Source organism: Embleya sp. NPDC020630 (assembly GCF_044334985.1).
Taxonomy (GTDB): domain Bacteria; phylum Actinomycetota; class Actinomycetes; order Streptomycetales; family Streptomycetaceae; genus Embleya.
In genome coordinates, this window is sequence record NZ_JBIRUB010000028.1 from 20457 (window position 1) to 34448 (window position 13992).

At 69.8% G+C, this 13992-nt stretch carries 10 protein-coding genes; 3 read left to right on the forward strand and 7 right to left on the reverse strand.

The genetic code is table 11. The features are described from left to right. The first annotated feature begins 3 nt into the window (after nt 1–3). Nucleotides 4–5028 (forward strand): FG-GAP-like repeat-containing protein, encoded by a 5025-nt coding sequence (locus ACH4XV_RS43220; protein ID WP_395799169.1) that lies wholly within the window; start codon nt 4–6, stop codon nt 5026–5028. A 690-nt stretch (nt 5029–5718) separates the two neighbouring features. Here the strand turns inward: ACH4XV_RS43220 and ACH4XV_RS43225 are convergent. Next, nucleotides 5719–6078 carry a hypothetical protein gene (locus ACH4XV_RS43225; RefSeq protein WP_395799171.1) on the reverse strand — a complete coding sequence of 120 codons (360 nt, stop codon included), beginning with the start codon at nt 6076–6078 and terminating at the stop codon, nt 5719–5721. An 852-nt stretch (nt 6079–6930) separates the two neighbouring features. On the opposite strand from ACH4XV_RS43225, the gene ACH4XV_RS43230 reads away from it, so the two are divergent. Continuing rightward, the gene (locus tag ACH4XV_RS43230) at nt 6931–7329 is read left to right on the forward strand and encodes a hypothetical protein (protein WP_395799173.1); all 399 of its coding nucleotides are present in this window, start codon (nt 6931–6933) and stop codon (nt 7327–7329) included. Between the two features lie 268 nt (nt 7330–7597). Here ACH4XV_RS43230 and ACH4XV_RS43235 read toward each other — a convergent pair whose 3' ends face one another. From ACH4XV_RS43235 to ACH4XV_RS43260, 6 genes are all read right to left on the reverse strand, one after another. Continuing rightward, the gene (locus tag ACH4XV_RS43235; RefSeq protein WP_395799175.1) at nt 7598–7795 is read right to left on the reverse strand and encodes a hypothetical protein; all 198 of its coding nucleotides are present in this window, start codon (nt 7793–7795) and stop codon (nt 7598–7600) included. Nucleotides 7796–8112: 317 nt separating this feature from the next. Beyond that, nucleotides 8113–8241 carry a hypothetical protein gene (locus ACH4XV_RS43240; protein WP_395799177.1) on the reverse strand — a complete coding sequence of 43 codons (129 nt, stop codon included), beginning with the start codon at nt 8239–8241 and terminating at the stop codon, nt 8113–8115. A gap of 547 nt (nt 8242–8788) precedes the next feature. Continuing rightward, nucleotides 8789–8950, reverse strand: coding sequence for a hypothetical protein (locus ACH4XV_RS43245; protein ID WP_395799179.1), 162 nt, complete (start codon nt 8948–8950; stop codon nt 8789–8791). Nucleotides 8951–9067: 117 nt separating this feature from the next. Continuing rightward, nucleotides 9068–9229: a hypothetical protein gene (locus ACH4XV_RS43250; protein ID WP_395799181.1), complete on the reverse strand. Its 162-nt coding sequence runs from the start codon at nt 9227–9229 to the stop codon at nt 9068–9070. Nucleotides 9230–9752: 523 nt separating this feature from the next. Next, on the reverse strand, nt 9753–10892 hold the full coding sequence (locus ACH4XV_RS43255) for an acyl-CoA dehydrogenase family protein (protein WP_395799183.1): 1140 nt from the start codon (nt 10890–10892) through the stop codon (nt 9753–9755). Nucleotides 10893–11773: 881 nt separating this feature from the next. Next, nucleotides 11774–11902 (reverse strand): hypothetical protein, encoded by a 129-nt coding sequence (locus ACH4XV_RS43260; RefSeq protein WP_380013937.1) that lies wholly within the window; start codon nt 11900–11902, stop codon nt 11774–11776. Nucleotides 11903–12603: 701 nt separating this feature from the next. Here ACH4XV_RS43260 and ACH4XV_RS43265 point away from each other — a divergent pair. After that, nucleotides 12604–13956, forward strand: a complete 1353-nt coding sequence (locus ACH4XV_RS43265; RefSeq protein ID WP_395799185.1) for a glycosyltransferase — start codon at nt 12604–12606, stop codon at nt 13954–13956. Nucleotides 13957–13992: the final 36 nt, after the last annotated feature.

The window sequence follows — 13992 nt, forward strand, 5'->3', positions numbered from 1 at the left end:
TTCATGGGGCACCCGCCTCCCCCCGCACGCCCCCACCCGCGACGACTGTCGGCCCTGGTCTGCGGACTCGTCACCCTGTCGATGACCTGCGTCGTCGGCGCCGCCGGCGCCGCGCCGCGCAGCGCGCCCCCCGCCGCGAACGGCACACCCGCCGGCGCGGGCAACACCGCGGCCGCAGGCGCCCCGTCGGGCGAGGCGAAGGCCGCCGCCGAAGCCGCCGCCGCAGCGCGGGCCGCGCGTACCGGAGTGCCGGTGGCGGTGCCGGAGGCGACGACCGAGACGGACACGGTGACCGCCGAGCCCGACGGCTCGCTGACCCTGCGCCGCACCGTGCAGCCCTCGCGCACGAAGAAGACCGGGACCTGGCGCGATCTCGACCCCACCCTCGCCCGCGCCGGCGACGGAACCGTCCGGCCCGCGAGCACCACCGGCGACCTCGTGCTCGGCGGGGGCGGCGGCACGCTCCTGGCGTCCATGGGCGACGGCAGGCGCAAGGTCACCTTCACCTGGCCCACGCCGCTGCCCGCGCCCGTCCTGAACGCCGACGGCGCCCTGTACGCCTCGGTGTTGCCGGACGTCGACCTCGAGGTCACCGCCACCGCGCGGGGCGGGTTCTCGCACACCCTGATCGTCAAGACCCCCGAGGCCGCCAGGAACCCCCGACTCGCCACCCTCAGGCTCGGCATCGACGCCGAGGGCGTCACCGTCGCCAAGGAGACCGACGGCGCCCTCGCCGCGAAGTCACCCGACGGCACCACCGCCTTCCGCGCGCCCGTCCCCGTCATGTGGGACTCGCGCACCACCCCCAAGGCCGGCGCAACACGCACGAAGTCCGCGCCCACCACCGACACTTCGGGCACCGCGGCAACCCGTGCGGACGAACTCGCCTCCACGTCCCGGGCCCCGGGCCCGCTCGCGACCACCACGCCCCTGGGCACGGCCGTGACGTCGACGTCGCTGACCCTGACCGCGGACCAAGGCGTACTCGCCTCGGCCGACACGGTGTTCCCCCTCTACATCGACCCCTCGTGGGACCCGACGCAAAAGACCACGGCAGGCGAGTGGAACTGGGTCTGGAGCGCCTACCCCGATACCCCCGGCCAGACAAGCAAGCTCAAGCCCGGCGTCGGATACCAGGGCTGGGAGCCCGACAAGGGCATCGAGAAGACCTACTACAGCGTCGCCCTCGACCTGCCCGGCAAGCAGATCGTCGACGCCAGGTTCTACGCCACCCAGGTCTCCTCCTCGTCGGCCTCGTGCGCGAACACCAGCACCTACCCCGTCGAACTCCACCAGGTCGCCGACACCCTCGACCGGAACACGACGTGGGCAACCCGACCGGCGGACCGCGGCCTGTGGTCCACGATCCAGGTCCCCAACTCCGAACTCAACGGCGCATGCGGCCCGCGTCTCGCCGACTTCGGCATCACCGACCAGGTACGGGACCGCGCCGCCGCCAAGATCCTCACCTTCGGACTCTTCGGTGACGAGAGCGACCGCTACGCGTTCAAACGCTTCTCCAACAACCCCGCCGACGCCTACCTGACCGTCAAGTACAACACCAAGCCGAACACTCCCTCGAACGTTCGGATGACGCCCGTCCCCGTCAACGGCGCCGCCTCCGGCAACGCCGGATACATCGGCGCCGTCAACCCTGCCGTGGGCGGAGTCAGCCTCTACGCCACCGTTTCCGACCCCGACGGACCCCAGAACGTCAAGGCGCAATTCAACGTGCGCGAGGTCGGCAACGGTGATCCGCTGGTGTACGACAGCGGCTGGGTCTCCTGGGGCGCCAACGGCCACGAGGCCCGCGCCGACCTGCCCGCCGGAATCCTGGTCGACGGCAAGAGCTACCGGTGGTCCGTGCGCGCCGACGACGAGGGCATGTCCGGCGACTGGGCACCCGACACCACCTTCACCGTCGACGCCACCCCACCGACCACGCCCACGACCACCAGCGTCGACTACCCCACGGGCGGCGGCGGCAGGACCGCAGGCGACAAGGGCACCTTCACCTTCACCGCCACCGACAACGCCTCCGGCGTCGACACCGTCGAATACGCGCTCAACGCCGTCATCCCCGTCGGCGGCGCCACCCGCGCCACCTGGGACGATGTCACCAAAACCTGGCGAACCGAACCACTGCCGGTGGTCAACTGGGGCACCAACACCCTCTACGCACAGACCGTCGACAAGGCCGGCAACCGCTCACAACCCACGATCTACAAGTTCTACGCACCCTCCAACCCCAACGCCAAGACCACCCTCGGCGACATCACCGGCGACGGCCGCATCGACCTGCTCACCGTCGACGACACCGGCGCACTGCGCATGTACGCCGCCGACACCGACCCCGCCGCCGGCGGCACCATCGCCTCCAACGTCATCCAGGGACCTCCGAACAGCAACAACAAGCCCACCTGGACAGGGGCGCTGATCACCCACCGCGGCGGCGCAGGCATCACCTACGACGACCTCTACGCCCACGCCGACGGACAGCTCTATCTCTACCGCAGCGGCGGCGCCGGAGCCCGCGGCCAATACTTCACCAGCAGCAAACGCCTCAACGTCACCCGACCCAACCTGTGCACCGACCCCACCCGCCCCAACGGCACCTGCGCCGCGTACACACCCGACTGGACCCGGGTCAAGCAGATCCTCGCCCCCGGCAACGTCGACAACGACCTCAGCCCCACCCGCGCCGCCCGCCTGGACCTGCTCACCCTCGAGGACAACGGCAACGGCACCACCAGCCTGTGGCTCTTCCACGGCGACACCAGCGCCGGCGCCTTCGACAAGGCCCTCCCCCTGGGCACCGCCGACTGGACCAACCTCGACCTCATCGCCCCCGGCGACGCCACCGGAGACGGGCTTCCCGACCTGTGGGCCCGAAATCGCGTCACCGGACAGCTCTACCAATACGCGTCGCGCAAGAACACCGACGGCAGCGTCGACATGACCGCGCTCGGCAACACCGCGGCCCGCACGCTGATCGGGACCGGATTCGACGCGGCCGCCTACCCCAAGCTCACCTCGGACGGCGACCTCGACGGGGACGGCAAGGCCGACCTGTGGGGGCAGGCCGCCGACGGACGGTTGTACGTGTCGTTGGGGATCACCCCCGGGGCGGACGGGAACGCGTTCGGGCCGATGCGGCTGATCGCGGACAACCAGACGCCGTGGACGACCTGTGAGAAGTTCGCCTCGGCGGGTGACGCGAACGTCAAGATAGACCTGTGCGGGCCGATCCTGGCCAAGTACAAGGCCACCGGCGGGCCGAGCGGGCCGTTGCGGTTGCCGACGGGTGGGGTGCAAAGCGACGGCGGTGTCGGGAAGTTCGCCGACTTCCAGGGCATCCTGAACGGCGGGGCCACCGACGCGCACATCAACTGGTCGCCCACCACCGGGGCCTGGTTCCAGCGCGGGGGCACCCGCGCTCGGTGGCTGCAAAGCGGCGGACTGAACGGGCCGCTGGGCTACCCCGTCTCCGACGAGGACGTCGTACGCGACGGCGCGGGAACCGACATCGGCCGCATCACCCGCTACGCCGGCACCCCCGACGCCGGGGCCGGCGCCGTGACCTGGACCGCGGACACCGGGGCGCGTGTGATCAGCGGGCAGACGTACAACCGGTGGCAGGCCACCGGCGGGCCCCGCGGAACCCTCGGGTTCCCCGCCACCGACGAGGCGAACACCCCCACCAGGCCCGGCACCTACACCCACTTCCGCACCCCCGGCGCCACCGGCGACAACGGATCCGTCTACACCAGCCCCACCGGCGGCGCCCAGGCCGTCTACGGCAGCATCCGCGCCCGATGGGCCGCACTCGGCTGGGAACAGGGCTACCTCGGGTTCCCCACCAGTGACGAGTACGACGTCGCGGGCGGGCGACGATCCGACTTCCAGGGCGGATACGTCCGCTGGAACTCCGTCACCGGCGCCACCGTCGACCACCTCCCGGGCGACTCCACCCGAGACCGACGCAACGAATACGCCGGGGACTTCGACGGCGACCACCGCGCCGACGTGCTGACCGTCTACGACTACGGGCAGTCCACCACCGCGTTCTTCCTCTCGTCCGGAAACGCGGACGGCACGTTCACCGCGCCGCGGCAGGTGTGGGCGAGCCTGGCCGGACACTGGGACACCACCCGCGTCAAGTACACCGTCGGGGACTTCGACGGCGACGGACGCACCGACATCGCCGCACTCCACGTGTGGAACGACGGCAGCACCTCGCTGTTCAAGTTCATCTCCCACCCCGGCGGCATCTTCTCCGACCCGACCCCCGGGTACGTGACACCGGCCGGGCAATGGGACTGGAACCGGGCCATGGTCATGGCCGGCGACTACAACGGCGACGGCAAGGACGACGTCGCCATGATCTACGCCCAAGTCGCCGACCCCGCGAACGGGACCACGACCGTGCACACCTGGGTCGTCCGCAGCGACGGCACCTTCGACACCCCCCTCCCCGGCTGGCAATCCGCACCCGGCACCTGGAACGCCGCCTCCGCCAAATACGCAGTCGGCGACTACAACGGCGACGGACGCACCGACGTCGCCGCCCTGTACGGCTGGTCCGACGGCAGCGTCACCCTCCACACCCTCCTCGCCCAACCGGACGGCACCCTCGCCGCACCCGTGCAGTCGTGGCGCGCCGCACCCGGGACGTGGGACTGGGGCAAGACGCAGCTGACCACCGGCGACTTCGACGGCAACCACCGCGTGGAGATCGGAGCGATGTACGACCTCGGGGCAGGCACCGCCGAATTCCGCGTCTTCCCGACCACGACCACGGGAGGGTTCACCAACCCTGCCGTCGCCTGGCACTCCGCACCCGGCACCTGGGACACCGGCTCCGCCTACCCCGTCACCGGCGACACCAACGGCGACGGACGCACCGACGTCGCAGCCATGTACGAATGGAACGACGGCTCCACCACACTCAACACACTCTCGGCCAAAACCGACGGCACCCTCAACCCACCCATCCAGGCTTGGAGAGCCGCACCCGGAACCTGGTAACAGGAAACACCGAACGGGCCCGGCACGCACCAGCGTGCCGGGCCCCACCCATCCCACGGCACACGCGAACATGCCCGAAAACAGGGAAGGACGCGGTGCGACACAGCCCGCGGACACGACGCAACGGTCCCGGCCGGTCACCACCCGGCAGAGTCGGCGGGACGTCGCCACCACACCCCAGGCAACACGCCCGAGCCCGATGCGACGCCACGCGGCCGAAGAACGTCAAGCCCACCACCCCGAGTTCACGGGCATCCGCACCCCGACCATCGACACCCCACCACGAACATACGCACGCCGATGCCCCCGGACCCGGGACGCCGGCAACAGACCTCCGCCCGACCGGCATTGATCGTCACCGGTCCGCCACCGGGAAAACCACCGCGCTGTACCCGCGTCGGACGCGCCTGCCATCTCGCCGATGCCGCCCAACACGGCGCAGGGGATGGAGAGGCGGATGCCGGTGGCGTACGTCTTCGTACCACCAGGCACGACCGGGAAGGCCCCCGTCGCCGAATCCGCCGGCTACCTCGGCATCCCATCACGGCCCGGATGACACCGGCACAGACCACCGAAGCCGTCTGCCACACCTATGACCTGGCCGGCGTCCGCCCGGCCGTCAACGACGAGAACCCGCCGTCCTCGAGCCCCGCGTCACCAACAGCGAGACCGCCGATTTGCTCAAAGACCTCACCGAACGCATCGCGGCAACGTGTGTGCACTCATGTGCGCGCTGCTCTTTCGTTGGGATGTGTTTGCGATGCAGCAGAACCCGCCGAATGGGGCCCAGTCGAACCGGTCGAGACCGGTGTGCAACCTCGGCAGCATGGATTCCGCCGTACCCGCCCATGCCTCAAATCCAGCCTCCCCAAGATCCCCTGCCTGCATCAACCCCTCCATCAATAGCTTTTCGAGGATGGACATCACGTTTTCGTGAAAATCCTCTGCCTCGGGCGCACCATCTCTCACAACATCGAGAATCCGGTCAATGGGAAGCCAGTCGTCGAGACCTTCGATCAGCAGTTTTCGAGCTACCAGGTCCGCGTTCACGAATGACTCCTCGGGAGATGCACTTTGAGATTCCAGGCTCGAGGTCATCAATCGTTTCGCCGGGAGTTCAGGTCATCGCCGGACGGATCGGCAGCCCCCGCCCAACGCGCCGAGCCGCCATCACCGCGATCGTCCATGGCACCGAACGCATTACCGCAACCGGCCCCGACGCGGTACCTCGACGCCCTCGCCGAGACACACCAACACCCCATCCCCCGGCCACACACGCGCGGGCAGTGCGCCACCCACCCCTGCGACCAGGGCAAAAGCCCGTGACCAGCACAAGCCTGGTTCGGACCTTTACCCGCACAGGCTTTGTGCAACACACCCGAGCATTCACAACGAAACCGCCATACCCCCGGGCCACACCCCACGAGCCCCGCTCGGACTGCCCTCAAGCGTTCTCACCCAACCTGCAACACCCCGGCCCACCCCACCGTCCACACATCAACCACCACCCCCGGAAGCACACTTCCGCAACCCGGTACCTGCGGCATGCGCGAATAGGCAAGAACCAAGCGCGGAACGACTGGTCCGGATGCCATTGCTCTCGACATCCTGAATTCCTCAGCGGAATCGGCCGCGGGCGGGAACAGAGCCCGCAAACGGGAATCATCGGGGGCGAACCTCCGCCTCCGCCATGGCCGTGTTCATGCCGGATTCAAGCCGATGGAGAGGTCATCGGAGTCCGCAGCACGCTGGATCGGATCGTTGTCGATCGCCGCGCGCACCATCCGGGCGCCGCGTCGTCGCCACGATCACACCAGGCGACGGAGCGACCCGTTCACCAGTCGTCCTCCCTTTCGGGCGTCGCACATCACGCGAGGTTCTTCCACACGAGGAGACATTCTCATGCGTTTCAGCCGTTTGCACACAGCCGTTGCCGTCTCGGCGCTCGGAGCCGCCATCTGCACGGTCGGCTCCCCGGCACAGGCGGCGACGGAATCCGCTTCCGTCAACTGTGTCGTCTACACGAACGAACCGAAGTACAACTCCTCCACGGGGAACATCATCGCCACGGGATCCGTCTCATGTCCCTCGAAGGTAGCCGGCATGACGCTCGTTGTCGACGTCACCAGGGACGGCTTGCGGGTCGGTTCGACAGAAAAGAGCGGCAGCAACATCTCCTACCTGTCGGATACCGCCCTTGCCACCAACCGGTCCGGTTCGCAGAACTGGTGCACCGAGGTGACCGCCTACTGGTCCGGCGGGAACGTGCTGTCCGGCCCGCCGTACTGCAAGAACTGGTGATCACCTTCGGCGAACTCGACGCCCGCACGTGAAGTCGCCCGCAGTCTTGGCCCGGCCCGTGCCGGGCCGGGACCGCAGGATGCCGTTCGTTCGGTGAAGGCACCGTAACCGAGGATCGAGTACAACGACAGCAAGTTGGCCCCGGTTAGGGGTCAACGTCCCCGGCGCAGGGCCCACGCGAAGAAGTTGCTCGGGCGGGTTCCACCACCAGGGGACCCCCGACGAGCCAGGACATGCCCGGGTCGCAGGAGACCCACGAGCACCGCGGCTACGGCATGCCGCCGGAGACGCCGGCGGCGGCAGTCCGGTCGATCACGTGCTGCTCGGCTCGCTCGTGGGCGCGGCGATGGTCGGGCGGGTCGGGTGTGCGTGGCCGAACGTGCCAACGCTCGCCGGCCGGCGCCCGCTCCCCCAGGTCCACCGCACGCTTGGTCGCAGGCAGCGGGCCCGGGACGGTTGCGGGCACGGCCCGGGTCGACCTGCGCGGCGCCCTGCTCCGACATCGCTCCGGCATGCGCCCGCGTGGATCGGGAACGCTTGCGGATCCCGAGCGCGTGGGGTGTTGTTCGGGTGAATCGTGTGCGGGGGTGGGCGGGTTGCCGCAGGGTGGGCGGGTGCCCTTCGTGGGGTCCACACATTCGTCTCGCGGCGTGGTGTGCGGGCTGTGCCCCGCGGGGGATGACATGGGAGCGGCCCCGGAATCGTCTCGTGCGGTTTCGGGGCCGCTCTTGTGCGTCGCGCGGACCCCCGGAGGAGGGGAGGGCCGGTTGCCCGCGGACGGGTCTATCGCGGTGTGCCGCGGTGGATGCGGTCGGCGAGGGCCTCGATCTCGTGGTCGAGGAGCCGGTCGATCGTCGCGAGCAGCTGCGGGTCGATGTCCGGGCGCAGCAGGCCCGGGAGGAGGTCGTTCATGCCGACGTTTTCTGCCGGGGGTGTGGAGGTTTTCGAGGCGTTCGAGGACGAACGCGTCCAGGTTGGTGTTCAGCAGGCGGTTGACGGGTTCGAGCGCGGGGTCGGGTGGGGCCTGGAGGCGGGGTTGCAGGCACGACGGCGAGGAGGCGAAGTCGTCCCGGCCCGCGTGCAGGCGACTGCACGGCGCGTGGGGCGGGAGCGGCAGGACGGCGACGACGGCGGCGAGGTCGATCATCCGCGTGGTCGGGTCGGCGAACTCCCCGCGCCGGCCAGGCGCCCCCGGCGCCGTGCCCGGTCGCGGTGATCGCAGCACGCCACCGGGCGGGCCGATCGTGGCCGGGCGCGCGCCACAACGCTTCCTGAGCGTGGGCCGCGGGCGCCGGTCATCGGGTGCCGATGCTCTCCCTCACGCAATGCGGCCTCGGGCGCGAAGATCTGGCGAACGCGGCGTTTCATCCTGTTTTGATCGCTTGGCAGGCCGACGTCGGATGAACCCGCCGACAGGCGATGCGCGTGCAGACCGAGTGCGGCGAGTCCGCTGTACGGCTCACTCGTCGGCGTTTTCGTCCTGCTCGTAGCTCTCGAACCAGTGGACGTCGAAGTGGTGTGCGATCGAGAACGGGTGCTGCCGGTCGGTGAGCATGCGGTGGGTGAACTCGGCGGTCGAGCCGTCGTACCGCTCCCACGAGTTGGGGATCTCCTCCGACATGACGATGGGCCACCTGTTCGGGTCGGGGCCGTCGGTGAGCCAGTAGAACTGGTCCGCCTGCTCGGACTCGGCCCATTGGAGCAGTCCGCCGGGAGTCGGGAACAGCGCGTAGGGCTCTCACAGGCTGTTGCCTCGCGTTCGTGCGAACTCCGACAGCCACTCGGTGTTCCGCACGAGATCGCCATGGGCGGAACCGGCGTCGGGTACGGAGAACTGGAGATAGCCGTCGAAGGCTCCGTGGCCGAAGATCTCGGCGATTTGCTTGTAGTCGCCGGGCAATGCGGTCCCCAACCGCCGCTCGACGGCGGTCCAGTCGACGGCACGGGGTCGTTGAGGCTCTCATCCCGCGACCGCGACGACCCGGTCCACCCAGGAGGCGCCCTCGGGGACTGCGTCCGCCGCCGGTCGGGCCGTTCGGCGACGACCACGGCCGATTGCAGGCCGTCGTCGATGCTCGTCGCGCGGCATCGGATCCATGTGTCGGCGTGGGCCCACGCCTCCGGCTCGACCGGTTCCTCGCCGGACGCCGGCAGGCAGACGTGCCCCGTCTGGTGCCCCTCCTGTCGGCGCTTCGACGCGCCTGCCGCACCGTGTCGGACCAAATGCTGCACGGTGGCCGGCAGTTCTTCGTCATCCATGGCCGCAGTAAAACGCACGCCTCCGACGGCGCGTCACGGTCATGCGCTCCTCGACACGGCAACTTCGCGTCCACCGTGGCCTCATCCACCCATGCGCAGGGTTGCGGCCCCGGAGCCCGCGTGCCGACCCTCGGCCGTCGAGGGCGAGATCTTCCGGGTACGGGTCAGGGCACCGGGTGCTCCGATGGGGTACCCGGATTGCGTTCGCTGCCGGTCAGGCGTTTGCCGATCATGTCCCGGCAGACCTCGACCGAGAAGGCCATCAGTGCGCCGGCCTGGGCGTCCCGGAAGTGCCGCTGGATCGGGGAGGATCGCAGAAAGCCCGAGCCGCCTCCGATGCGCAGCGCGAACTCGGCGATCTCCTTGGCCACCTGGTTGGCGCAGAGTTTCGCCTCCACGGCGGCGTCGAGGGCCCCGGGCGCGTTCCGGTCGGCGAGCCACATGGATCGTTCCGCGAGGACGCGTGCGGCAAGGAGCTTCACGTGCGCGTCGGCGGCGTCGAAATGGACCCACTGCATGTCGCCGACCGGTTTGCCGGTGCTCGGCACGACACGTTTGCGGGCGTGGACGATGGACACCTCGAGCGCGGCTTCGGCGACGCCGATCGACAACCAGGGCAGGCCGAGCGCGATAATGTTCGGCGCCGTCGGGTCGACGATGTGGCATCGATTCTCGTGACGCAGCACGGTGTTGCGGAAGTTCACCAACTGGCTGCGGGTGCCGCGTAGTCCCATCGAGTCCCAGATCGAGACCATCTCGATGCTGTCGTCACGGTTCACCCCGAAGAACGCCGGTCCGTCGTCCAGCAGCGCGTTGACCAGGAAGTGGTCCGCGATCTCACATCCGGACACGAACCGCTTCGCGCCGTCCAGTTCGAATCCGCCGCTCACCGGTTCGGCTCGTTGGAGCGGCATCAGGAACAGGTTCCCACCGGTCGGCTCCGACAGCGCGTTCGCGAATCGTTTGCCCGCCGCCAACTCCTCCGCATAGACCGGCGGTCCGTAACCGACCAGCGCCTGTGCCGCGCCCAGATGCATCGTCCAGACGCAGGCCGTGGACGGACACGCCCTGCCGACGATACGGAGGATCTCGCCGAGTGCCTGGTAGGACAGCCCGGAACCACCCCGGTCTCGGGGCATCGCGGCCATGTCCAGGCCGGCCTCGTGCAGCGCGGTCAGGTTGGCCACCGGCAGAGTGGCCTCGTGATCATGCTTGTCCGCCGCCGCCGCGAACCGCGGGGCCAGATCCCGTGCCGCGTCGACGAAGCGCCGTTCTTCCCGGGGAATCACAAAGGGTGAAGTCACCGGCTCAGCCTAGAAGTCCCGTGCGGACGTCGGAGTGCGTTTCCCGTCACGCGGACCGCACCCGCGAACCCCGGATCGCAAGGGTCGACCTGCTCCCGGACGGCTTCGAGTGGCTCCGCGTGCGGAGTTGGGCATCCATCGGGGTCGCGGACGATGGGGTTGTCGAGTGGATGCCGGTCGGGTCCGCACGAGGCGCCGGCTCCTGGATGACTCGGCCGTGTGGAGGAGGGTTCGTACCTCGTGGGCAGTAGCGCGCCGCCGGGGGCTACGGCAGGCGCCGTAGCGGCGGTTGTCTTCGGCGGGGGGACGACCCGGAGGGGCCCGCTCGCGAAATTCAGCCTCGAAGTCGACGGAAAGACCCACTACAGCGCGTTCCGTGAGGTCGCGTGGACCCGGCGAGGGCTCGCGGAATGTCGAAGACCCGCGCATGCCGGCACGCAACGACGGAGTACCGGTGCTTTTACCCGACAGGCCAAATTCGGAGCCGCAGACAGAGGTCACCGCGTGACGTCTGTTCGTGACGCCGACGCCGGTCGCGAACGACGGCGCCGTGGCGAATCGGGCAAACCTGACCTGTGACACCGGACTTGGGATCTGCGCAGCTCACCGAGGTGTCCGCCGGAGCCGGTGGACCCGGATGGCGAGCGGTGCGGGCGGGCGGTACATCCGACCGGGCGCCTTCACGAGGAACGGGTGCCGACGTTCGGAAGGTCGTCGTCCGCCCCGTATGGTTGGCGCGTTCTGGGTCGTGGGCAGGGCCGGCATGGCGCCGGGCCGGGTGCGCCGTGCGGCTTCGTCGGCGTGCCGAGCCCTTGGCCGCTCCGGGGCTCACGTGATCGGTTTCGCTCGCTCCGTGCTGCGGCGCTCGTGATGGCCGGGGGTCACAGACGCTCCAGGAACAGCGACATGAGCAGTGACTCGACCGTGCAGACGAAGGTGCGAGCGGTGGTGATGTCGCCTTGGGAGGCGTGTTCGAGTTTTTGGCCGTGGTTGCTGATCCTGGTCGTCATTGCCATGAGGGCGTCGATCTGGGCGCGGACGAGTTCGGGTCCGGGTGACCGGTGGGACGCGAAGACGGCGTCCACCAGGCTGCGCGGCGGAACTCTCCGTGTCAGAGGCCGGGTGAACAGGGCGAACTCTCGGTCGAGATCGGGTTCGTGGTCTGCTGCCCGCCCGATGGCCACGAGCAGCGCGGTCTCGGTGACTCGGAAGCGGTCTCGTCTGCCGATGCGTCGTCGAACATGCGTGGGCCCTCGTTCCCCCGTCGTCCGTGCTCGCGTCGTCGGCGCGAACGTGGGCGGCGCGAACGTGGGCGGCGGTATGCACGAGGGGGTACATCCCGGAGGCGCCCATCTCGGCGCGGCGAGGGTGGGACCGGTCAGGGACGGCGGACTCAGGCACCCGGGACAACGGGGGGCCGATGGTGAAGCGCAGGCGCCGGGATCGGGTCCGGTGCCGGATCCGGGACCTCGACCGGGACCGGATGGCCGCGAGCCGGGTCGCACCCCGGCCCGCCGCCGCCCCCGTCCACGCACAGCAAGGCAGCACGATGAACCACACCGGATGCCCGCACGGGCCACCCCGTCCCCGCTTCGGCGCCCGCGCCAGGGATACCGTCACTCCGGAGAACCGCCCGAACCCGGACCCCTACCCCAATCCGAACCCGAGTTCGAGTCCGGACCCGAGCCGGCGCCGTGTTCGATACCCGCCCATGCCGCCCCCCGGGCCGACCGCTCCGCTCCCGGAGGTGCTGCTGCCGGCGACGCCCCTGTCCCGGCTCGAACACCTCGTCGGGGCACGCCGGTTGGCCGAGGTGCGCGACGCGCTGCGTGCGGCCCGGACGCGCCTCGCCGGCCGCGAGGTCTGGCACGTCAGCGACAATCCGACGCGCGGCGGCGTCGCCGAACTCCTGCGCACCACCCTGCCCCACCTGCGTGGCGAGGGTATCGATACCCGATGGGCCACGATCGAGGGCAGCAGGGAGTTCCGCGCCTTCACCAAGGCGCTCTACTACCGGTTGTGCGGGGTGGCCGCCCGCGACCACGAGGACGTGCCGGACCCGGAAAGCGGACGGGACCTGTACGAGCAGGTGAGTCGCGCCGCCGCGCGGCGACTGCTCGGCGTCGTGCGTCGGAGCAGCGTGGTCGTCCTGCACGATCACCAGACGGCCGGCCTGATCCCGTACCTGCGCGAGGCCGGGTGCGTCGTCTTGTGGCAATGCCACATCGGCGCCCCTCTCGACGCCGAACGGGCGGGTCCCGCATGGGACTTCCTGCGTCGATACCTGTCCGCCGCACACGGCTTCATCGCGTCCTACGACGGAGCGTTGTCCGCAGGGCCACCCGATGTGCCGATTCGTATCCTGACGCCCTCCATCAATCCGCTGGCACCGAAGAACCTCCTCCTGCGGCCCGCCGCAGAGGCGTCGCGGCTGATGGCCCGGATCGACCGGGACACCGGATCGTTGCCGGTGGGTACCCCGCTGGTGACGCAGGTGAGTCGATGGGACCGGGTGAAGGACATTCCGGGCGTGATCGAGGCGTTCACCGACCACGTCGATCCGGGGTTCGGCGCGCACCTGCTCCTCGTGGGGCCCCGGGCGGCCGGCGATCCGCAGGCCGAACGGGTACTCGCGGAGTGCCGCGAAGCCCGCGAGCGTCGCCCGAACCAGCGGGATCGGGTGCATCTGGTGCAGATCCCCACCGACCAGCCCACCGAGCACGCGCTGACGATCAACGCCATCCAGAGGTGCTCGACCGTGGTGATCCAGAAGAGTCTCGCGGAGGGATTCGGGTTGACCGTGTCGGAGGCCGCCTGGAAGGGGCGGCCCGTCGTCGCCTCACCGGTGGGCGGCATCCGGCAGCAGATCGAACACGGCCGGTCCGGGCTGCTGTTGGCGCACGCGCGTGATCTGTCCGGGCTCGGCGCCGCGGTCGGGCGATTGCTCGCCGACCCGACGTACGCCCGGGAACTGGGCGAGAACGGACGACGACACGTGCGCGGGCGCTTCCTCACCGACAGCGGCGTGCTGGGGCTCGCCCGGATTCTCTCCGATGTCGCGTAGGAGACGGCCGGAGACGGCTGGACGCGGCAGCGGCCC